This window comes from Bacillus sp. ISL-7 (assembly GCF_018613065.1).
Genome location: NZ_JAGGQW010000031.1, coordinates 89864 through 111309, shown reverse-complemented (window position 1 = coordinate 111309; position 21446 = coordinate 89864). Strand labels below are relative to the sequence as shown.

Genomic DNA, 21446 nt, shown 5'->3' with positions numbered 1-21446 from the left:
TAACTAAAAGGGTTTCACCGACATTGCTGGAATTACCAAAAAGCACTTGCCGCATAAAGCGCCAAGTGCTTCCTTAATTTATATTTCTTTTACCATCGTTTTATGAGGAATTCCAGCATCCATAAATTCCTCTGAGACAATCTCATAACCAAGTCCTGCATAAAAGGGAATGGCATGTGTTTGAGCATTTAGCTTTAATTTATGAATATCTTTTTGAAGAGCATAGTTCTCGATTGCATTCATAATCGTTTTTCCTGCACCAGTTTTCCTTGCCTTGTTCAATACACAAATTCGTTCAACTTTTCCATAGCCATCAACGAAACGAAATCGACCGGCTCCTATTGTAGATCCTTCATCGTACATGACAAAGTGCTTTGCCTCGTCCTCGTAGGCGTCAATTTCCTCTTCGAGAGGGACATTTTGTTCCTCAACGAAAACGATTTTCCTAACTGAATAGGCATCTTCATGTTCTTTTTGATTTTCTACAATCTTGACTTTCACTTAAACTATTCCTTTCCAAGACGAAATGTTTCATAAACGGTCCAGGAACCATTTTCTAATTGATAAAGTAGATGGAAACGGTCAACCGTTTCTTCATGATTAATCTTAGTCATACGCAGTGATCCAAGAACATCAGAATGCTCATCATTAGATAGCTCTTGACCAATCGTGATATGCGGAACAAATGCATATTCTAAGTTTTGCTCCGTAAACTCTTGATTGACCTCATTATGCAAGGCGGAAAGTTCATCTGTCTTGTCTACTTTGAAATAAATAACATTATTTACAGGCTGAAAAGAGCTGATTTTTGAAGTCTTTAATGTAAATGCCTTATGGCTAGCAGCTACTCTCCGTAACTTTTCAGCGTATTCCTTTGCTTCTTCTTCAGACGCTTCAAATCCAGTTTTCAATGTTAGGTGAGGTGTAATTAAAGCATAATGCGGGTCATAACGTTTTCGATAGGAATTAGCTAAGTCCTGTAGTTTTTTTGATGGAAAAATAACAACTCCAAATTTCATACGTATACCTCCGTTTTGATGAACTGACCTTTTTTAACAAAAACAAAAAATTAACCTTCCTGATATTATAGCAAATTTTCAAAAAATATTAAACGACTTATCTTGATGTATATTCTAATAAGATTAAAATAGCATTTTAAGAGCCCGTCTTAAATCTGGCTGCCAGTAGGTCCAAGTATGATTCCCGTTAAATTCTTCATAAAAATATGTAATAGGTTTTTCTGAAATTATTTTTGAAAGCTTCCGGTTAGGGGTCAGGAAATCTTCAATTTTGCCATTCGTAGTCTGAACTTCAGTTTCTTGATTACCTATTACGTGATAGAGTTGTAAAAGCTGTCCATCCGAGAAGTTCTGGACCGAATTCAATACATTTTCATCCACATATGGAGATTGTAGAAGGACTTTTCCAAATGTATGAGGATATTGAAGGGCAGCCATTAACGAAACAGTTGCGCCCAGAGAATCTCCTATAAGCGCTCTGGTCAAGCCCATTTGATAAGTTGGAAGCTCTTGATCTAAAGACGGAACTAATTCATGGGCAAGAAAGCGAATGTATTGCTGATTCTGTTCGCCTTCAGGATGGTATTTCCTGCGGCGGTCCTCTACATTCCTATAGGGTACCCCAATAATAATTAAATTTTCAATTTCCTTTTCAAAAAGATACTCGTCTGTTAATCGGCGAATTCTGCCAAGTTGAAAATAATCCCTGCCATCCTGGGCAATCAGCAACGAATACTTATATAACGGTGAGAAATTTGCAGGGAGATAAACGAGAAGCTGTAAATCTTCTCCAAGCTCCCTGCTGTGAAAGGTAAGTTCTTTCATTGTGCCTTTTGGAAATTCCATGCAATGATTCCCCCAATAATTCGATCTTTACCACTGCATTATAACAAAACTAAAGTGGAAATGCTTTTAAAGATAGTTGGGAAGAATGATATGTGAATGTAGGTAAGAGAAGGATTAGTGAAGGTAGCGTTGTTTGGTGCGAGAATCAGGCATAATCGATAATATATTTTCCCGTTTAAAGGTGCGCATTTGTTTGCGCAGCAAACAATACGCACGAATGTATTCGTCGTGAACTTCCTTCACAATCAACTTCCGTTGTGAAAGTTCTTGGTTGTCGGCTAAATAAATCATTTCTAATGGAATATTTTCCTCGATTGAACGGATGAAAAGCCCATCCATGTGAATCGCCCCTTTCTTTAACATATGTTATTATTATACCCAAACATTTGTTCTTTATTCAAAGTGAATGGAACGAATGTTCTTTTTTAGGGTTATAAGAGAAATGTAATTCATTGAATTTAATTAAACTATTGACATTACCGAAAAAATTTATATAATTAGAAATGTAGTTTAATTAAATATGACTTGTTAGCTCAGTGGGAGAGCACTTCCTTGACAGGGAAGGGGTCGTGGGTTCGAATCCCTCACAGGTCATCAAAAAATCCTAACATCTATATGGTGTTAGGACTTTTTTCATTTTCTGTAGTTTCTAATTTATATTTCATTTTCCGAGTTCTAAGACTGTTAACTTTAATAGTGTTGCGAAAGAAGCTGGTGTAGCTAAAGCTACTTGCATCTTTAAAATGAGTCTTTCTAAAACAATCAGTTTTGTTGTAGCAATAAAAGAACTTACTGCCTTTTTATATGCCTATTATTTTTTGCACTTTACAAAGATACTACCTAATCGTACAATAAAAAAGACCGAATGGTCTTACAAATTTCGTAAATCTTTTTCAAACGGAGGCAAATAGATTCATGGTTAATCGCAAGGGAGAACAGACTAAAGCCCTGATCTTAGAAAAAGCATCGAAACTTTTTAATAGCCAAGGATATAGGGCATCTTCTATTTCCGACATCATGCACGAGACTGGTCTTCGAAAAGGAGGGATTTATAACCATTTCGAAAATAAAGAGGAAATAATGTTGAGCGCTTTTTCCTTTTCCATTGACACGATGAGTCATTTTTTCTCTGAAGCAATGGCAGGCAAACAAGGATGCATGGAACGTCTTCTTTCCATTGTTTCCGTATTCGAGGGGATTGCTGAAAGAGAATTGTTCCCGGGAGGTTGCCCGATTATGAATGCTGCCATTGAGGCAGATGACGCAGACCCATTGCTTAAAGATAAAGTCCGTGAAGCAATGGATGGCTTGCTCGGAATGGTTCGTAATCTTGTTCAGGAAGGCATAAAGAAGGGTGAGGTTAAACCAGGAGTGGATCCCGAGTTTGTGGCGACCGTGTTTATCTCCACGCTGGAGGGGGCGCTAGCACTTAGCAAACTTTACAAGAACCAAGAGTACATGAAAAGAGCTGTGCATCATCTTAGATCGTTTCTTGCTCAGAACTGTGCCTAGCAGTCCTAAAAAAGAAGCAGGTGATGGCTTTTTTTTCACTCTAAAAGAGACCGATCGGTCTCTGTAACTATCTATAATACTTAGAAGGGGACGATACTACGAAATCTGACAAGGATGCTGTCATAGTGGATGTCGTCTGATCATCGATGAGCAAGAAGAAAGAAACTTTAAGTCTTGACCGTGCCGATAAGCTTTCCTTACAAGTTCCGTGAGCCTTGGTAAGAAAGCTTCACGACGGCGTACATTGCGATGCTACTGATACAGCGATGAGAACAGCCTACGCATCTACCCTCAGCGAAGGGGAGACATTCACAACGCTAGAACAAAAATCAATTTTACGAAGTCTGTATGAAATGCACGACTTCGAATGAGTGGGCAGGCCATCAAACAGGGTAGTACTAACGGATGGGCCTTAAATTGAACGACTAAGGAGTTGAGTGCCATGAAAAAGGTGACAATAAATGATCATCCTACCGTAAAACAATATTACAAGAAAAAGGAAATTATGCAGGGAACTGAAGGTGGGCGCATAGATACACAATGGTTGCGGAATTTATGTCTACATGCAGGAGCCGACGATGTTGGATTCGTCTCTATTGACCGAAACGAACTTGAGGACCAACGAAAAGAAATTTTAAATCTGTTTCCTGAAGCTAGGACGCTTATTAGTTTCGTCTGTAAAATGAACCGCGAGCCCTTGCGTTCGACAGCTCGATCCATTGCAAATACGGAATTTCATCATGTTGTCGATAACGTAACGCATATCGGACATGAAATCGTGAAAGAGCTTGAAGAGCAAGGCATCAAAGCATTGAATCCGCCAGCAGGATTCCCGATGGAGCAGGAAAGTACCGGAAAAGCATGGGTCATCTCGCATAAACCAATTGCGGTTGCGGCTGGACTCGGGCAAATCGGCATCCATAGAAATGTCATTCATCCCAAGTTCGGCAACTTTATTTTGTTAGGTACGATCCTTACAAATGCAGATATGACTTCGGAAAGTCAGCCCATTGATTATAATCCGTGTTTGGAGTGCAAATTGTGCGTAGCTGCCTGCCCGGTAGGAGCCATTGGCGCTGATGGTCATTTTAATTTCTCCGCCTGTTATACGCACAACTATAGAGAATTTTCCGGCGGCTTCACCGATTGGGTGGAGAAGATTACCGACAGCAAAAATTCTAAAGCATACAGGGACAAAGTAAATGATGGAGAAACAGCATCTATGTGGCAGAGCCTTTCTTTTGGGGCTAGCTATAAAGCGGCCTACTGTTTGTCCGTTTGTCCTGCTGGAGAAGATGTAATTGGTGAGTTTCTTGACGATCGTAAGAAATTTTTGAAGGACGTTGTCAAACCATTACAGGATAAAAGCGAAATGGTGTATGTTGTGCCGAATTCCGACGCTGAGGATCATGTCAAAAAGCGTTTTCCCCATAAACAAGTTCGGCCGGTAAGCAACGGCTTACGATCGAAATCAATCCGGGCGTTTTTGCAAGTGCTTCCTCATATGTTTCAAAGAAATCAAGCAAAAGATTTAGCTGCTACCTATCATTTTACATTTACTGGAGAAGAAAATGCTCAAGCAACGGTTAGCATTAAGAACAAGACCCTTACTGTGGAAAAGGGACATATCGGGGATGCAGATTTCCAACTTATTGCAGACAGTCAAACATGGATTCGGCTGTTAGCCAAAGAAACAGGGATATTATCAGCCATCATGTCTGGTAAAATTCGCACAAAAGGCCAGTTAAAGCTGTTCAAGGCTTTCAGCAAGTGCTTTCCGTCATAAAAGATGAGAAGATTTTAATAAAAGTGGGAAATAACATAAACATTTTGTTAGGTTCGATACATTATTTCTTTACCGATACAGTTCATAGAAAAATCTCTTAAAAAGCTGCCTCCTAATTTACTTTGTTTCTTAGCTGCCTACGACAGTTGTGTCTTTGAAATAAAGTCACGATGTTTATAAAAAAGTCACACTGTTTAGAATAAAGTTTGATAATTTACAAAGGTTTGATCAAAAATCCTGTATTGATATGCAGGATTTTTTTGTTCTGCAATCGGGCCAGATTCTTGAAGATTAATTTAAAAATGAGAAATTTCTAAATGATAAAGATTTAATTTTTATTTTGGTTATAATGACTGATGAGAAAGTTATCGATTTTTGAAGGACTGATTATCCATGGAAAGAATCATTTTATGGTCACTACTTATAATAGGAATCGCCTTATTCTTTTATAGTTTAAGAAAACCACCAATTAAAGATTTGATTTTAATTTTCTTATTGACCTCTTTTTTCTCAACATTTCTTGGTGTTCTTGTTGTTGAAAGAAAAATGATTGAATATCCAATAAGCTTTTTAAGTAACTATTTCAGTTCTAGCATTCTTTATGAAAATCTTTTATTTCCAGTTGTCTGTATTTACTTTTATCAAGCAACTTATTATTCAAGATATCCTAGCATTATTCTGAAATGTGCATTGTATACTTCTGTTTTAACGAGCATTGAGGTTCTTTTGGAAAGATATACTGATTTAATTGAATATCATACTTGGACATGGAAACACACGTTTATCAGTACCTTTTTTCTAATGATGTTTATCCGTATCCTTATAAAATTAATTAACAGACATGAAAGATAAATTGAAGACTATCCATAATAAAGACCGCTCATAAACCATAAGTCTTTAAGACGGATATATTAATAGGCTTTCAACGTTTTTTTTTTCATATTAAATAGGGACTAGATCCATTTTAATCATATTAGCCACGAAATTGCGTCTGTAGTATTGATTAACTATAAAGATGTTTAAAAACGCCAGTCATGTTACTCCATTGAAGGGCGCTTTTATAAAGTTCCACTGAGATTAACGTAAAAAGCAGAACTTTGGGGTCTGTGTAGCAATGGAACCAAATCATGCAATAAGCATTAGCAGACATTGATTTTAGGTGTTATTGGGCATTACTTCATTGGAGAGTAATGCTTTTTCTTATCTAGGTAATGGGCTTATTCGAAATAAAAAATCGTAAAGGTAAGATTGTGAATAATTGACTTAAAGTAACAGGGGCTTATTTTCAATAAGATCTTCCATAATCGAGGCGATTGTGGAACAACATGGGTAGAAAATGATCAAGTCGAATGGCGATGATGAATTTCATTCAGAAAACATGCACAACTTTGCATCCAGTAAATATGAGATCAGGCAACGCGAGAAAGCTATTCAAACATGATTCAATAAACAAAAAACGTACAGAAAGGTACGTTCAGATTGTCGAGAAAGGGTATTTTTCTCGGCAATTTTTTATTTTGATATCTTCTATGAGCAATAACTCCAAAGATTTTTCGGTCAGAAAGTCCCTTACAACTAGGCCTAGTGAGATAACCTGAATCTAGTGCTACAGCTTCTACCCTAAATCCAAATCGTTGGACATGACGGTCCAACCGTTTCAGATAAGGAACAGAATCATGAACATAACCAGGTGTAATATGTACATCCTTAATAATATTGAACTTCATGTCTGTAGTTCGGTGATCAAGATAACAGAACATTTACTGAGTTACACCTAATTATGGAATTTGACATGGAACGCGTTTCATAATTTACACTCATAATAAATAACAGAAAGCGAGGAGACAATTGAATGTTTGAATTAAATTTTACTTTGCTTTTTAATCTATATCGCAGCTTTCTATTGCTTAAAGTCATCTGAACAACGGATAAAAGTGGAACCAATCCAATCCTTTGATGATTATTTCATCGATTCTACTGTAAAAAAAACTTATACAACTAATCAAACCCAATTAAAAAATTAAGAAATTAAATTGAGACACAAATAAAAAGTAATTACCTAGAAGGTTTAAAAGCAAAATTTTTGTTCTGTATTGCTAATGCAAATAGCGGGGATGTTACAACCAAAACAACATTTTTCGAAAAAATTAGGTGAAATGTTCGAGCAACTAAAAGATTGAAATGTAAGTCGACCTGTGAACATCTAAAAATTGATGATGATTACTATCGTATTTTGGAAAAGGTGAGAACATGGCAAATATAAAAGACTTGGCCAAAATGGCTGGAGTTTCCAAAACCACTGTTTCCCGTGTATTAAATAATCACCCATATGTTAGTGAAGAAAAAAAGAATGCAGTTTTAGATGCTATTAAATTGACCAATTTTCATAAAAACATAAATGCTGTTCATTTAAGTAAGGGAAAAACACAGTTGATGGGAGTGGTTCTACCATTCTCCGATCATCCATATTTTGCTCAGTTATTAAAGGGAGTAGCAAAGCAAGCATTGGAAAATAACTATAAGTTGGTCTTATTTCAAACCGACTATATGGAAAGCAGGGAAAGGGAAGCTTTACAAATGTTGCAACAAAAACAGATTGATTCACTAATTATTTGTTCGAGATCCTGCGATTTGTCTGTTATTGAAGAGCATTTGCAATTTGGACAAATTGTATTATGTGAAATTATTAAAGGGAAAAAGTTTTCATCCACTTATGTTAACCACTACAAAATCTTTTTTTGTGCATTAGAATATTTGTATCATAAAGGTCATAGGAAAATTGGGTATTGTATAGGTAGAAAAGCAGGGACAAATAGCATTGATCGGGAGAAAGCATATAGGGATTTTGTTAAGAAATATAATTTGCATTTCCAGCCCAATTACATTATAGATGAGTGCCTCTATTTTGAAGACGGTGAAAAAGTCATTAAACGATTAAAAGAAATGGATACACCGCCATCGGCATTGTTGGTGACGAGCGATCAAGTTGCAGCTGGAATCGTTACCTTTTGTCAAACCCAGAATATATCTATTCCAGATGAACTTGCAATCATTAGATTCGATAATCAACCAATAGCTAAAATGATGAATATTACTACAATAGAAATCCCACTTGAAGAGATGGGTAAAAGCCTTTTCCTTCAAGCGGTAAATAGTGATATCTTAAATAAGGAAATATCGGTAAAACTAATTGAAAGAGGAACAGCTTAAGCGTATTCGTCTCTTTTTCTGGTTGTGATTTATTTGAAACAATTTAATTGCCTTTTGCGTGGGTTCATTGTTAAAAAAGCCACTTAAACAATATAAATGAAATTAAATTTAAAAAAATACACATTGAAAGTTGGAAGCAAAAATGACTCATAGAAGCATTATATTCTTTGATATAGATGGAACTTTGCTAACTCATGATAAAGAATTGCCTCTTTCAACGAAAGAATCAATTTTTAAATTAAAGGAACTTGGACATGAAATAGCAATTGCAACTGGGCGAGCTCCTTTTATGTTTGAGGATTTGCGAAAAGAATTGGATATTAATACATTTGTTAGTTATAACGGGCAATACGTAGTGTTAAAAGGAGAAGTGTTATATAAAAATCCATTAAAGATCTCTTCTCTTGAAAAGCTAACAGAAGCAGCTCTTCAAAATAATCATCCTGTAGTCTTTATGGATCACGAAGATATGAAGGCTAATGTTCCAGAGCATAGATACATAAAAGAAAGTATTGCTACATTAAAAATTAGCCGTTTTCCTACGCATGATCCGCATTATTACAAAGGACGCGAGCTGTTTCAAACTCTCCTTTTTTGTCCAGAAGGGGAGGAGAAACAATATGAACAGGAATTTCATGATTTTGATTTAGTAAGATGGCATCCTGTGTCAGTCGATGTAGTTCCAAAGGGAGGCTCAAAAGCCAAAGGTATTGAAAAAATAGTTGAAATACTAGGTATTCCAAAGGAACGCCAATATGCCTTTGGTGATGGGCTTAATGATATGGAAATGCTTTCCACTATAAGGAATAGTGTGGCAATGGGGAATGCCGAAGAAAAAGTAAAGTCAGTTGCAAAATATGTAACAACATCTGTTGAAGAAAATGGAATTTTCCAGGGGCTCCAAATGGTCGGCCTGTTATAACTTCATACCGATTAACTTTAAAGAACCGAAAAAAAATAAGTTTCTTTTCGAAACTTTATATTTTCGGTTTATTTCATATGCATAAGTAGTGCTAAAATATTTTTTGATTTTGGAGAATGTAACGGCAATCCTATGAAGCAATACAATTTAAGGATTCTTATGATAAAATAGATTTTTTTTATGGTTTTCTTTAAATTGTTTGGGTGTTTCACCGGTCATCTTTTTAAAAAGTAACGTAAAGTAATTTGTGTTATCGTAACCCATAATTATCGCAATTTCCCTTATTTTTAACTCGGTCGATACCAAAAGGTTCTTAGCTTCTCCGATTCGTCGATTAATCAAGTAATTAATAGGTGTGATTTGCATTTGTTCTTTGAATACATGGGAAAGGTAATACTTGTTTATATATAATGCATCAGCGATGTCCTCAAGTTTTATGTTTTTCTTATAATTTTTATCAATAAATTCTTTTATACGATAGGCGAGTGTATTGGATTCTTTAGTTTCATTCCTCAAATTTTGCAATTTAATAGCCCGGTGTATTAATGCGATTGAGGATGTGAGTAAACCTTGACATATTATTTCATAACCAGCTGCTTTAAGAGAGGATTCTTCAAATATATGTGAAAAGTAGAGTCCAATTAAATCAGAATATTTATTTTTTTGTATAATCGGTTCAAGATCAAAAGGTATAATACAAAGTTCCTGCAATTGATCAATAGCTAAATTGGAGATTCCACAAAAGTAAGTTACTAGAGGGTTGGATGGATTCGAATATTCTTCATGGATGACCCCTGCATTGTATATGAGAATATCCCCTTTTTTTGCAGTATAACTTTTATTATTAATAATAAAGGTTCCTTCTCCATCACAAATATAAATAATTTCACATAAATCATCATGCTTGTGGCTTGGAAAATTCCAATTGGGATTACCTCCGACCTGCCCTGCGTATGCAAGTACTGGGGGTTTCTTGAATTTTAAAGGTGTATCCAAATATTCCATTTCAAAATCTTTGTTGTTTGAGCTCTCCATAATCATCCCCCTTACTTATAAGTTTTTCCAGGATAATATTCTTTATAGCAAGATATTATAGTTTTTTTCTTCGTTGATAACAATATAGTAAAGATTTTTGGATTTTAAATTTTGTGGAATTGTTTTGCCTTTTTTTATTTTATATCAATATATTCATTTGCGAAATAGTTATTTTTATGTAATTTATTCTATACAATCCTTCTTTTTTAGAAGGTCGCTTTTTAATTAATCATATTAGTTAACCTTCAAGAGTTTAATAAATTACATTCAATAGCAAGATATTATAGTTTTTTTTCTAATTCAGCACGATAGTTAATTGTTTAAACACTATGGCAATAGTAATATTCTAAATAGTCAGATTACTGAAATAAAAGTAATATTGATAATAAATTTAGATAAAGGGGGAAATTTTTTAGGTGGAAAACAAAGATGTGTTCGCTCTTGAAATGAAAGGAATTTCCAAGTCATTCCCTGGTGTGAAAGCTCTTGATAATGTATCTCTTTTCGTGAAAAAGGGGACAGTCCATGCACTTATGGGAGAAAATGGTGCAGGAAAATCTACCCTTATGAAAATCCTTGCTGGAATTTATAAACCGGATAAGGGTGAGCTATTTCTAAAAGGGAACAAAGTGGGGTTTACCAATCCCCGTGATGCTTTACATTATGGAATCAGTATGATTCATCAGGAGTTAAGTTTTATTTCCGAACTAACCGTTGCGGATAATATCTTTCTTGGCAGAGAACCATGCTTGGGCAAGTCCAAGGTAATTAACAAGAAGGAACAGAGAGGAAGAGCTCTTAAACTTTTTAACCAATATAAGATTGATTTGGATCCAGATAAAAAAATGTCTGCTCTATCCGTCTCAGATAGACAAATGGTCGAAATTGTGAAAGCGATTTCGAATAATGCAGATGTAATCGTTATGGATGAACCAACTTCAGCAATCACAGAAAGAGAAGTTGAAAAACTGTTTGAAATTATTAAAATGCTATCATCCCAAGGGAAATCTATTATTTATATTTCTCACAAAATGGATGAAATTTTTAAAATTGCTGATGATATCACCGTTTTAAGAGATGGATGTTTTATCGATAGTAAACCATCCGCAGAGCTAAATCAGGATCAACTTATTTCCTTAATGGTGGGAAGAGAATTAAAGGATGTCTATCAATCAAAAACTGCCAAAAATGAAACCGTCTTCATGGGGGTAAAAAATCTTACTCGAAAAGGCAGTTTTGAAAATATCTCATTTAACGTCCACCAAGGAGAAGTGATTGGAATTGCAGGTCTCGTTGGCGCAGGACGAACGGAAGTGGTTGAAAGTATTTTTGGGGTTCACCCTCCTCATAGTGGAGAAATTTATATCAATCAAAAAAAGGTGGTCCATAAGCACCCAAAACAGGCTATCAACAACGGAATAGCATTAGTAACAGAGGATAGAAAACAAACAGGCTTAAATTTAACAGGTTCGGTAAGAGATAATATAACTTTAGTTAATTTACGAAAATTTGCTTTCTTCAAGAATATTATTTCTCAAAAAAAGGAAAATCGTGTGGTAGATGAACAAATCCAATCATTAAAAATAAAAACTCCCAACCGGAACGTGGCCGTTAAGAATCTAAGCGGAGGTAATCAGCAAAAGATTGTTATCTCTAAATGGCTTATTAATAACCCGGATATTTTAATATTGGATGAACCGACTAGGGGAATCGACATAGGTGCTAAAGCTGAAATCTATAAAATTATTTCCGATTTTGCAAGTAGTGGAAAGTCTGTCATTGTCATTTCCTCAGAGATGCCTGAACTGTTTGGAATCTGTGACCGTATCATTGTCATGAGTGAAGGGAAAATGACTGGAGAGTTTACCCGAAAGGAGTTTGATCAAGAAAAAATCATGGCGTGCTGTGCAGGAATTATGAAAGGAGAAAAAATCGGATGAATGTTCAAAAAGAAGAAGCAGCAAAATTTAGTATAATGGGCATGGTTAATTCGCAATCGGTAATAAAGTCAGGGAGTACAGGAAAGATTCTTGCTAAATACGGCATTTATATTGCTTTTGCAATCCTGTTTATAATCTTATCGATCTCCTCAGAATCGTTTTTAACCGCCACCAATATGATCAATATATTGCGGCAAGTATCGATTATAGGTATCGTAGCGATTGGAATGTCCTTCATTATCATTACCGGAGGGATTGACCTTTCTGTCGGTTCCATTATGGCGCTTTCAGCCGTTGTTGCTGCAAGCTTTGCACAAACTGACAGTCATTATTCTATTTTTATTCCAATTATAACTGGGATAACAGTTGGTTTAGCATGCGGCCTGATTAATGGTGTCTTAGTTGCAAAATGGAAGGTAGCACCCTTTATTGCTACGCTAGGAATGATGACCGCTGCTAGAGGACTTGCTATGGTTTATACGGATGGACGACCCGTTATAGGACTTAGCGATACTTTTAACAATATTGGAAGCGGATACCTATTAGGTCTCCCAATTCCCGTGATCGCTTTTGTGGTTATTGTCATTATCGGAATTTTTATGCTTAATTTTACGGTTTTCGGAAGGCATGTATTTGCGACTGGTGGAAACGAACAGTCTGCTAAACTATCAGGGATTCGCGTTACCTCCGTCAAAATTAGCGTGTACGCGATTGCAGGACTGTTAGCGGGAATCGGGGGGATGATTCTCTCATCTCGAATCATGTCAGGATCCCCGGTGTTAGGTCAGGGATATGAACTTGATGCCATTGCAGCAGTCGTTATTGGAGGAACAAGTCTTTTTGGCGGAGTAGGAAGCATTATTGGAACCGTCGTTGGGGTATTGATTATTGGAGTAATGAATAATGGCCTTGACTTACTGAATGTCTCCTCCTACTACCAGCAAATTTTAAAGGGAGCGATCATCGTTATAGCCGTTCTTCTAGATAAAAAGAATCACCATTAAAAAAATAAGACTATAGGAGTGAGTGTATGAAAAAGGTAAAAGTTATAGCTGCAGTTTTATTCATGATTCTTGGTATCTTAAGTGGTTGTTCTGGCAAAGCGGAAGAAAAAACAAGTGGAACTGAGAATGGGAAAATAAAGATTGGTGTTTTATACCAAAATTTACAAAATGAATATATTGTTGGTTTACAAGATTCAATTAGAAAACATGCTAAATCTTCAGGTATTGAATTAATAGAATCAGATGGAGAAGGTAAGGCTGAAAATCAAATCAGCCAAGTAGAAAACCTTATTAATCAGCAAGTGGATGCCATTATATTAAACCCGGCCGACAAGGATGGCAGTGCCGCAGTGGTTGAACAGGCTGTAGCAGCAAATATTCCTATTATTACGGTACTTGCAGTGGTATCTAATGAAGAAAAGGCAACAGCGCATGTTGGATCTGACGATGTAGAAGCCGGAATTATAGAAATGAATCATGTTGCCGAATTATTAGGTGGAAAAGGTACAATCGCCATTATCCATGGGCCTAACGGAAATTCCGCCGAGGTTAATAGAACTAAAGGAAATAAGGCGGTCTTAAAAGATCATCCTGATATAAAAGTGGCTGCGGAGCAAACAGCGAATTGGTCACGAGAGGAAGCACTTTCATTAACAGAAAACTGGTTACAATCGCAGAAGCTCGATGCGATTGTCGCACAAAATGATGAAATGGCATTAGGGGCAATAAAAGCATTAAGTGCAGCAGGAAAATTAAAGGATATAAAAGTCATTGGTATCGATGCCATTCCAGATGCTTTGAATTCCATTCAAGCAGGAGAGTTAACGGCAACTGTGTTCCAGGATGTGGATGCACAAGGGGAAATGTCGGTGGATGTAGCGGTTAAGGCGGCAAAGGGAGAGAAAGTAGAAATAAATAACATGATTCCTTTCCAATTGGTTACAAAAGAAAATCTCGACCAATTTAAAGGTAAATAACCATTTGAATGCATAAAAGAAGGAGGAATTTAAAATGAAGGAAGAAAAAATACTAAATAATATCCTTGAAATCGTAACCCCATTAAATGAACGTATGAATAATGAACCGTTGAGGGTATTGAGTGAAGAAGATTGGAAGTTTTGGAAAGAAAATGGTTACGCTATTATTCGTAATGCAGTTCCAAAGGATCATATCGATCGAATTGTAAAATTGATCTGGGAGTTTGAAGAAAAAGACCCTAATGATTCATCCACTTGGTACACTCGTCAAGGCCGTGAAATGGCAATGAAGGAACTAATGAACACCGGTATGGTGGAGTTATATAACCATCAGTATCTGTGGGATAACCGTATGTATGAAAAAATTTATAATGCATTTGTAGATATTTGGGGAACAGAAAAATTATGGGTGAGTATTGATCGATGTAATCTAAATCTTCCAATCAAACCAGGTCATGAATATAAAGGATTTATTCATTGGGATGTAGATACTTCTTTAGATCCGATTCCTGTGAATGTCCAAGGTGTTTTATCCTTAGTTGATACGGATGTAGATATGGGTGGATTCCAGTGTATTCCGGAACTTTACAGAACTTTTGATGAATGGGTGAATACTCAGTCTGCTGATCGAGACCCATATAAACCGGATACATCAGGCTTTACGCCAACAAAAGTAGTAACTAAAGCCGGGGATTTGTTAATTTTCAATAGTATGCAGCCACACGGAATTCGACCAAACTATTCTGAAAAAGCACGATTGGCACAATATATCTCCATGTTTCCAGCACAAGAAAATAATCAGGAATTAACAGAGGTGAGAATCCAATCCTGGCAAGAAAGGATTAAGCCTGAGGGAGAGGCATTCCCAGGAGACACACGAAATTGGGAACAAGTGAAATATGATAGAGCCCAACTTACCGAATTAGGTGAAAAGTTATTGGGCTTGAAAAATTGGTAAATCGGCAATAAATTTCTAATTTGTTGAAAGAAAAAGTTCCAATAGGAAAAGGATAAGCCGCGGAAAAAGAGGGTGTTCTAATAGGGGAGAGTTCCTTTTAGGGCATTCTTTTTTTTTTTTTTCTTTTAGCAATATATTATAGTTTGTTAAAAGGTGTAGCAATATATTGGATTTTTACAAAATATGAGAAAAAAGGTTGTTTTTAAAATAGATTTTCTATCTTTCCTTCCAAGTTCCTGACAACTATTCCATGATTAAACCTACTATTAACATTGCCACATACAAATGATCAATATTAAATAGCAATATATTATACTTTTTTTCTTAACTAAGCACGATAGTTTATAGTATTAACACAGTGAAAATATTATATTTAAATTGTTAGATTATTGAAAAACAAAACCAAATAAAAATCGTTTAAACCTGATAGGAGGAGTTTTATTATGACAAAAACAAAAGTAAATAATATTCTTGAGATTGATATTCCTTTGAATGAACGTCCTAACAATGAACCATTAAGAGTGTTAACGGAAGAGGAATTTAAATTTTGGAAAGAAAACGGATACGTTGTCGTTCGTAATGTTGTTCCTAAAGAAAATATTGATCGAACAGTGAATCTCATTTGGGAGTTTGAAGAAAAAGACCCTAATGATTCTTCTACTTGGTACAGAGCACCACTTCGTGAGCATCAAATGCCAGAATTACGTGGAGCTGGAATGGTAGAGTTATATAACCATCAATACTTCTGGGACAACCGTTCCTATCAAAAAGTATACGATACATTTGTAGATATTTGGGGAACTGAGAAATTATGGACTAGTATTGACAGATGTAACTTGAGCTTCCCTAATAAACCTGGAACATTTGAATTTGAAGGGTTCATCCACTGGGATGGTGATACTTCATTAGATCCGCTTCCAGTTAATATTCAGGGGATTCTTTTCTTAACAGATACGGATGTAGAAAATGGTGGATTGAATGTCATTCCTGAGTTATTTAGAGATTTTCCTGAGTGGGTAAAAACTCAACCTGCAGATAGAGATCCTTATCACCCAGATTATACAGGCTATACACCAACGCCTGTAACTTTGAAAGCAGGAGACTTGTTAATTTTCCATGTCATGCAACCACATGGTTTACGTAAAAATGTTTCGATCACACCAAATATTCATCAATACATTTCTATGTTCCCGGCACAGGAACACAATGAAGAATTAAAACAATGGAGAATTACACAATGGAGAGATAGAGAGATTCCAGAAGGAATTGCATTCCTAGGAGATCCTCGAAATTTGGAGAAAGAAAAATACAAACAAGCTGAACTTACTGAATTAGGTGAGAAATTATTGGGACTTAAAAAATGGTAAAGAGAATTTAAAAAATATTTACCGATTCTACTAATCTTAACAAGTTAGTGGAGTCGGTATAAGTTTTAATATAAGAAAACCTTTTATTTTCTTAATAGTAATAATAAATAACAATTACTTTTTAAACAAAGAAGAAAACGCCTTAACAAAGGAAAACTCATTCTTGTTGTTAATAAAACATAACCATTGTGAGGGGTTTTTGAATGATAACAGTCTGTGAAAACCATTTAAAAGAAGCGTTAAATTTTTTTAATGTACCACATGTACAGAAATTATCTCATAAATATTGGGAACATAGCTGTATTTTATGCTCCAAACCAGCTCACTTTAAATTATTTTCTATTTTGCCATTAGATAAGTCCTTATTATTAAAAACAAAAGATAAATCTGCTGTTTAGTGAACATTATTATATTTAGTTTATAACTTAAGACCCAGAAGGAGGTAACAATCATGTTGACTAAAATGACAGAATTTTTGAGAAATTTACCAAATAAAAAATGTGAAATCTGCGGTAAGGTAATCGAAGAACAATATGAAAGCTATGTCAATAAGTGTAATAAACATTCTTTGATTTTTGAGGGGTTTCTTAGTAGACCAACATTTGAAAGGAAGCAATGAAAACCACGTGACAACAACCAAAGGGGGCAAAAAATGAAGTTTGAAATGATTTCTAAGCAAAAAGGCGCGTTTAATTTAGAAAATTATAAGGAAACTTACGAGACGTTTGACTGGTCTCAAGCAGAAGAAAATTTTTCTTGGAACATAACTGGTCTTGTAAATATGGCTTATGAAGCAATCGATCGGCATGTCAACTCGGAGAAAAAGAATAAAATAGCCTTATATTTTTCTGATACAGACCGTATTGAGCAGTACACATTTCAAGATATGAAGAATTTTTCAAATCGAGCTGGGAATGTTCTCAAAGAGGCGTCAGGTGTAAAAAAAGGTGACAGGGTGTTTATTTTTATGCCGCGCTCCCCTGAATTCTATTTTGTGCTATTAGGAGCGATAAAATTAGGGGCAATTGTTGGTCCGTTATTCGAAGCGTTTATGGAAGAAGCTGTTCGCGATCGTTTGGAAGATAGTAAAGCAAAGGTTCTTGTGACGACACCTGAGCTTTTGGGGCGTGTCCCAATTAATGATTTGCCGGATTTAAAGCACGTTTTTATTGTTGGAAATGGTGTTAAAGAAGAAGGGCCTTTTATTGATTTTAACAAAAGAATGGAAACTGCTTACGAAAATTTGGAACTTCAGTGGATGGATCGAGAGGATGGCCTAGTCCTTCATTATACTTCAGGTTCAACCGGAAAACCAAAGGGAGTACTTCATGTTCACAATGCGATGGTCCAGCACATTCAAACAGCTAAATGGGTTTTGGATTTAAGAGATGATGATGTGTATTGGTGCACGGCAGATCCAGGCTGGGTAACAGGTACATCATACGGTGTATTTGCTCCTTGGTTAGTTGGTGCTACAAACGTAATCCGAGGCGGGCGCTTTAGCCCGGAAGAATGGTATCAAACAATCAAAAATTATGGCGTAACTGTCTGGTATAGTGCTCCTACTGCATTCCGTATGTTAATGGGAGCGGGTGATGGATTGGTAACAAAATTTGATTTGAGTTCACTTCGGCACATCTTAAGTGTTGGAGAACCATTAAATCCTGAAGTTATTTTTTGGGGAAAGAAAGTTTTTGATTTGCACATTCATGATACATGGTGGATGACAGAAACGGGAGCGCAGGTTATCTGCAATTATCCATCCATGGAAATTAAACCGGGATCTATGGGTAAACCAATACCGGGAGTTCAGGCAGCCGTAGTTGATGACCATGGAGAAGAATTACCGCCTTATCACATGGCGAATTTAGCCATTAAAAAAGGCTGGCCGTCTATGATGAGAGCTGTTTGGAACAACCAGGAGAAATATGATTCTTATTTCTTACCGAATAATTGGTATATATCAGGTGATTCAGCCTATATGGATGAAGATGGATATTTCTGGTTCCAAGGCCGAATTGATGATGTTATTATGACATCTGGCGAGCGGGTTGGACCGTTTGAAGTGGAAAGCAAGCTTGTTGAGCATCCTGCAGTAGCTGAAGCGGGCGTTATCGGAAAACCTGACCCTGTTCGCGGGGAGATAATTAAAGCCTTTATTGCTCTGAGAGAAGGCTATACCGCATCAGATGTGCTAAAAGACGAAATCAGGCAATTTGTAAAAAAAGGTCTTGCTGCCCACGCTGCACCAAGGGATATTGAATTTCTGAATACCCTACCAAAAACAAGAAGTGGAAAAATAATGAGGCGCGTTTTAAAAGCCTGGGAGCTAAATTTGCCAACTGGTGATTTATCAACAATGGAAGACTAGAAAACCAGATAAATAAATGAACATGAAATCTAACTTTCATGTTCATTTATTTATGCTTAAGTGGTTAACATTCTCATTTGTTCTTTCCAGTCAATTCGAGTTTTTACGCTAATAAACATTACACAGAAGTGTTGCTTTTTCATTAACATTATAAAATTTCTATCAAAAAGGGATGAATCAGTTTGTATGAAAAATGGTTAGTGGGTGTAGACCTAGGTGGAACTACTATTAAAATGGCGTTTATTAATCCAAATGGCGGGATTATTAATAAATGGGAAATTCCTACAAACAAAAGTGAAAAAGGGAAGCACATCCCAACCGATATAGCAATATCAATTGATCAACAATTAGAAGTATTGAAGCAAAACAAAAATAAGTTAATTGGCATAGGAATTGGAGCACCGGGTCCTGTAAATGTTCAAAACGGATCGATTGAAGTGGCTGTAAATTTAGGCTGGGACAACTTCCCTTTACGAGACATTTTAAAACAGGAAACCTCCTTGCCTGTAGTTGTTGAGAATGATGCAAATTTGGCAGCAATCGGTGAAATGTGGAAAGGTGCGGGTAATGGTGCTAAAAACCTGATATTTATAACCTTAGGAACTGGTGTTGGAGGTGGCATTATCGTCAATGGCAAGATCGTTCACGGTGAAAATGGAGCTGGTGGGGAAATAGGTCATATTACATCCATCCCAAGAGACGGCTTTCTTTGTAATTGTGGGAAAAAGGGATGCTTAGAAACGGTAGCATCTGCTACAGGAATTGTCCGTCTGGCTTTAGAAGAGCTCACTCATTCTGAAGAATTTAGTAAATTAAAAGATTATTATACTAAACATCAAACGGTTACGTCGAAGCAAATTTTTGATGCAGTAAATGAAGGTGATCAAACGGCAAAACGTATTATTCACCAAGTAACATTCCATTTAGGATTATCACTGGCAAATTTAGCTAACAGCTTAAATCCGAAAAAAATTGTTATTGGTGGCGGCGTTTCAAATGGGGGCGATAGCTTGATGATACCTTTGAAAGAGCAATTTGCTCAATTTGCTTTTCCGAAAGTTGCTCAAGGTGTGGAACTAGTTATTGCAACATTAGGTAATGATGCTGGTGTACTTGGCGGAGCCTGGCTGGCGAAAGAAACACTTTCAACAAAAAATGGTGGTGAATTGTTTGAAATCAAAGGAAGAAACTCTTGAAAATTTAAAAAAAGAATTGCTTCGAATTGGTTCAACTACTCAAAGGGATTATGATTTGTTGAAGAAAAAAGGGCAAGTGTATAGTACAACGATTTGCCGTAGGTTAAAACTATGTTGGCCTGAAGTTATCAAACAGACAGGTCTAAATATCTAAACAGGAAGAAAGATGCGGAGGTCTACCCATGAATAAATTAAAAGTTGGGATCATTGGTTGTGGGGCAATTGCCTTACAGAAACATCTGCCGGCCTTAATAAAGTTAAGTGATAAGGTAGAAGTAGTTGCATTTTGTAGTGGAAATGAAGAAAGTGCACGTAATGCTGCAGAAAAATTCAGTAAAAATGCAAGGATTTACACAGATTACCGAGAGTTAGTGGCAGATAGCAATATAGATGTAGTCCATGTGTGTACGCCTAATGTATTGCATGCTCCTATTACAGTTGCAGCTCTCGATGCAGGTAAGCATGTCATGTGTGAAAAACCGATGGCTACTAGCTCAAAGGAAGCAAAAGAAATGCTAGATGCTGCAAAGCGATCAGGAAAAAAAATAACTATTGCTTATCAAAATCGGTTTAGAGTAGATTCGCTATTATTAAAACAGGCTTGTGATAGAGGAGATTTAGGAGAAATCTATGTAGCAAAAGCTCATGCTGTTCGACGTCGTGGTGTTCCAACATGGGGAGCATTCATGAATAAAGAATTACAGGGAGGAGGGCCGTTAATCGATATCGGAACACATGCGCTTGATTTGACATTGTGGTGTATGAATAACTATGAAGTTGATACGGTTACGGGAGTTACTTTTAACAAATTAAAAAACCAAAATCAAGCAAATCTATTCGGACCATGGGATCCGAATAGATTCGACGTAGAAGAATCTGCTTTTGCTTTTATAAAAATGAAAAACGGAGCAACCATTTATTTAGAGACGGCTTGGTTACTGAATACTTTAGATGAGCGCGAAGCAATGACCACTTTGTCAGGAACTAAAGGCGGAGCAGAAATGAGGAGAAACAATTTAACAAATAAACACGAATTAGTCTTTAACGGTGAAATGTATGGGCAGCTTATTGAGACGAAATTACAAAATGCCGCAGAGATTTCTTACCACTCACCAAATGAAGAATCAGATGCGGATCGTGAACTTGGTCAATGGATTAATGCTATTCTTGAAGACAAGGAACCGGTTGTCACTCCTGAACAAGCATACCAGGTTACAAGAATACTTGAGGCTATTTATGAATCTGCAGCAACAAGCAAAACGATTGAATTCACGAATGAAGAAGAAGTTCTCACAACATAAAG

The 21446-nt window shown here is 36.2% G+C and carries 21 protein-coding genes, 1 tRNA gene and 1 pseudogene; 17 read left to right on the top strand and 6 right to left on the bottom strand.

Annotated elements, in window-relative coordinates:
• Positions 1–78: 78 nt before the first annotated feature.
• From J7E66_RS09725 to J7E66_RS09710, 4 genes are all read right to left on the bottom strand, one after another.
• Entirely contained in the window at positions 79–501 is a 423-nt protein-coding gene (locus tag J7E66_RS09725) for a GNAT family N-acetyltransferase (protein WP_214999581.1), read from the bottom strand.
• A 5-nt stretch (positions 502–506) separates the two neighbouring features.
• The gene (locus tag J7E66_RS09720) at positions 507–1019 is read right to left on the bottom strand and encodes a YjcG family protein (RefSeq protein WP_214999579.1); all 513 of its coding nucleotides are present in this window, start codon (positions 1017–1019) and stop codon (positions 507–509) included.
• Between the two features lie 123 nt (positions 1020–1142).
• Positions 1143–1865, bottom strand: coding sequence for an alpha/beta hydrolase (locus J7E66_RS09715; RefSeq protein ID WP_214999577.1), 723 nt, complete (start codon positions 1863–1865; stop codon positions 1143–1145).
• 114 nt (positions 1866–1979) lie between these two features.
• Positions 1980–2204, bottom strand: coding sequence for a hypothetical protein (locus J7E66_RS09710; RefSeq protein ID WP_214999575.1), 225 nt, complete (start codon positions 2202–2204; stop codon positions 1980–1982).
• Between the two features lie 183 nt (positions 2205–2387).
• Here J7E66_RS09710 and J7E66_RS09705 point away from each other — a divergent pair.
• The 4 genes from J7E66_RS09705 to J7E66_RS09690 all read left to right on the top strand — a co-directional run bounded on the left by J7E66_RS09705 (position 2388) and on the right by J7E66_RS09690 (position 6015).
• Positions 2388–2459: transfer RNA gene (locus tag J7E66_RS09705), tRNA-Val, on the top strand.
• 321 nt (positions 2460–2780) lie between these two features.
• Positions 2781–3377, top strand: a complete 597-nt coding sequence (locus J7E66_RS09700) for a TetR/AcrR family transcriptional regulator (RefSeq protein WP_214999573.1) — start codon at positions 2781–2783, stop codon at positions 3375–3377.
• 442 nt (positions 3378–3819) lie between these two features.
• Positions 3820–5163 carry an SCP2 sterol-binding domain-containing protein gene (locus tag J7E66_RS09695; RefSeq protein WP_214999571.1) on the top strand — a complete coding sequence of 448 codons (1344 nt, stop codon included), beginning with the start codon at positions 3820–3822 and terminating at the stop codon, positions 5161–5163.
• A 393-nt stretch (positions 5164–5556) separates the two neighbouring features.
• Positions 5557–6015 (top strand): CBO0543 family protein, encoded by a 459-nt coding sequence (locus J7E66_RS09690; RefSeq protein WP_214999569.1) that lies wholly within the window; start codon positions 5557–5559, stop codon positions 6013–6015.
• Positions 6016–6671: 656 nt separating this feature from the next.
• Here J7E66_RS09690 and J7E66_RS09685 read toward each other — a convergent pair.
• Positions 6672–6923: pseudogene (locus J7E66_RS09685) on the bottom strand (IS5/IS1182 family transposase); the annotation flags it as partial.
• A gap of 490 nt (positions 6924–7413) precedes the next feature.
• Between J7E66_RS09685 and J7E66_RS09680 the strand changes: the two are divergent.
• A complete protein-coding gene (locus tag J7E66_RS09680) occupies positions 7414–8373 on the top strand; it encodes a LacI family DNA-binding transcriptional regulator (protein ID WP_214999567.1) in 960 nt (319 codons plus the stop codon).
• Between the two features lie 142 nt (positions 8374–8515).
• Positions 8516–9295 (top strand): Cof-type HAD-IIB family hydrolase, encoded by a 780-nt coding sequence (locus J7E66_RS09675; protein WP_214999989.1) that lies wholly within the window; start codon positions 8516–8518, stop codon positions 9293–9295.
• A gap of 147 nt (positions 9296–9442) precedes the next feature.
• On the opposite strand, the gene J7E66_RS09670 is transcribed toward J7E66_RS09675, so the two are convergent.
• On the bottom strand, positions 9443–10300 hold the full coding sequence (locus J7E66_RS09670; RefSeq protein WP_214999565.1) for an AraC family transcriptional regulator: 858 nt from the start codon (positions 10298–10300) through the stop codon (positions 9443–9445).
• Positions 10301–10746: 446 nt separating this feature from the next.
• Between J7E66_RS09670 and J7E66_RS09665 the strand changes: the two genes are divergently transcribed.
• The 11 genes from J7E66_RS09665 (at position 10747) to J7E66_RS09615 (ending at position 21444) form a co-directional block, all read left to right on the top strand.
• Positions 10747–12270 (top strand): sugar ABC transporter ATP-binding protein, encoded by a 1524-nt coding sequence (locus tag J7E66_RS09665; protein ID WP_308162493.1) that lies wholly within the window; start codon positions 10747–10749, stop codon positions 12268–12270.
• A gap of 35 nt (positions 12271–12305) precedes the next feature.
• Entirely contained in the window at positions 12306–13274 is a 969-nt protein-coding gene (locus J7E66_RS09660) for an ABC transporter permease (RefSeq protein ID WP_214999985.1), read from the top strand.
• A gap of 26 nt (positions 13275–13300) precedes the next feature.
• Positions 13301–14251 carry a substrate-binding domain-containing protein gene (locus J7E66_RS09655; protein WP_214999563.1) on the top strand — a complete coding sequence of 317 codons (951 nt, stop codon included), beginning with the start codon at positions 13301–13303 and terminating at the stop codon, positions 14249–14251.
• Between the two features lie 34 nt (positions 14252–14285).
• Entirely contained in the window at positions 14286–15209 is a 924-nt protein-coding gene (locus J7E66_RS09650) for a phytanoyl-CoA dioxygenase family protein (protein WP_214999562.1), read from the top strand.
• Between the two features lie 443 nt (positions 15210–15652).
• Positions 15653–16576, top strand: coding sequence for a phytanoyl-CoA dioxygenase family protein (locus J7E66_RS09645; RefSeq protein ID WP_214999560.1), 924 nt, complete (start codon positions 15653–15655; stop codon positions 16574–16576).
• A 203-nt stretch (positions 16577–16779) separates the two neighbouring features.
• Positions 16780–16974 carry a hypothetical protein gene (locus J7E66_RS09640; protein ID WP_214999558.1) on the top strand — a complete coding sequence of 65 codons (195 nt, stop codon included), beginning with the start codon at positions 16780–16782 and terminating at the stop codon, positions 16972–16974.
• Positions 16975–17027: 53 nt separating this feature from the next.
• Positions 17028–17195: a protein YhfH gene (gene yhfH, locus J7E66_RS32825; protein WP_214999556.1), complete on the top strand. Its 168-nt coding sequence runs from the start codon at positions 17028–17030 to the stop codon at positions 17193–17195.
• A 33-nt stretch (positions 17196–17228) separates the two neighbouring features.
• Complete coding sequence (acsA, locus tag J7E66_RS09630; RefSeq protein ID WP_214999554.1) at positions 17229–18947, top strand: acetate--CoA ligase; 1719 nt, start codon at positions 17229–17231, stop codon at positions 18945–18947.
• Between the two features lie 182 nt (positions 18948–19129).
• Positions 19130–20143: an ROK family glucokinase gene (locus J7E66_RS09625; protein WP_214999553.1), complete on the top strand. Its 1014-nt coding sequence runs from the start codon at positions 19130–19132 to the stop codon at positions 20141–20143.
• Positions 20118–20297: a hypothetical protein gene (locus J7E66_RS09620; protein WP_214717082.1), complete on the top strand. Its 180-nt coding sequence runs from the start codon at positions 20118–20120 to the stop codon at positions 20295–20297. The genes J7E66_RS09625 and J7E66_RS09620 overlap by 26 nt, the downstream gene beginning before the upstream one ends.
• Before the next feature lie 28 nt (positions 20298–20325).
• Positions 20326–21444, top strand: a complete 1119-nt coding sequence (locus J7E66_RS09615) for a Gfo/Idh/MocA family protein (protein WP_214999546.1) — start codon at positions 20326–20328, stop codon at positions 21442–21444.
• Positions 21445–21446: the final 2 nt, after the last annotated feature.

What these genes read in the sequence shown, in the direction of transcription:
- J7E66_RS09675 (WP_214999989.1), top strand. Translation starts at nt 8,516, where the DNA reads ATGACTCATAGAAGCATTATATTCTTTGATATAGATGGAACTTTGCTA.
- J7E66_RS09710 (WP_214999575.1), bottom strand. Translation starts at nt 2,204, where the DNA reads ATGGATGGGCTTTTCATCCGTTCAATCGAGGAAAATATTCCATTAGAA.
- J7E66_RS09650 (WP_214999562.1), top strand. Translation starts at nt 14,286, where the DNA reads ATGAAGGAAGAAAAAATACTAAATAATATCCTTGAAATCGTAACCCCA.
- J7E66_RS09660 (WP_214999985.1), top strand. Translation starts at nt 12,306, where the DNA reads ATGGGCATGGTTAATTCGCAATCGGTAATAAAGTCAGGGAGTACAGGA.
- J7E66_RS09655 (WP_214999563.1), top strand. Translation starts at nt 13,301, where the DNA reads ATGAAAAAGGTAAAAGTTATAGCTGCAGTTTTATTCATGATTCTTGGT.
- yhfH (WP_214999556.1), top strand. Translation starts at nt 17,028, where the DNA reads ATGTTGACTAAAATGACAGAATTTTTGAGAAATTTACCAAATAAAAAA.
- J7E66_RS09690 (WP_214999569.1), top strand. Translation starts at nt 5,557, where the DNA reads ATGGAAAGAATCATTTTATGGTCACTACTTATAATAGGAATCGCCTTA.
- J7E66_RS09640 (WP_214999558.1), top strand. Translation starts at nt 16,780, where the DNA reads ATGATAACAGTCTGTGAAAACCATTTAAAAGAAGCGTTAAATTTTTTT.
- J7E66_RS09720 (WP_214999579.1), bottom strand. Translation starts at nt 1,019, where the DNA reads ATGAAATTTGGAGTTGTTATTTTTCCATCAAAAAAACTACAGGACTTA.
- J7E66_RS09680 (WP_214999567.1), top strand. Translation starts at nt 7,414, where the DNA reads ATGGCAAATATAAAAGACTTGGCCAAAATGGCTGGAGTTTCCAAAACC.
- J7E66_RS09670 (WP_214999565.1), bottom strand. Translation starts at nt 10,300, where the DNA reads ATGGAATATTTGGATACACCTTTAAAATTCAAGAAACCCCCAGTACTT.
- acsA (WP_214999554.1), top strand. Translation starts at nt 17,229, where the DNA reads ATGAAGTTTGAAATGATTTCTAAGCAAAAAGGCGCGTTTAATTTAGAA.
- J7E66_RS09700 (WP_214999573.1), top strand. Translation starts at nt 2,781, where the DNA reads ATGGTTAATCGCAAGGGAGAACAGACTAAAGCCCTGATCTTAGAAAAA.
- J7E66_RS09645 (WP_214999560.1), top strand. Translation starts at nt 15,653, where the DNA reads ATGACAAAAACAAAAGTAAATAATATTCTTGAGATTGATATTCCTTTG.
- J7E66_RS09695 (WP_214999571.1), top strand. Translation starts at nt 3,820, where the DNA reads ATGAAAAAGGTGACAATAAATGATCATCCTACCGTAAAACAATATTAC.
- J7E66_RS09615 (WP_214999546.1), top strand. Translation starts at nt 20,326, where the DNA reads ATGAATAAATTAAAAGTTGGGATCATTGGTTGTGGGGCAATTGCCTTA.
- J7E66_RS09715 (WP_214999577.1), bottom strand. Translation starts at nt 1,865, where the DNA reads ATGGAATTTCCAAAAGGCACAATGAAAGAACTTACCTTTCACAGCAGG.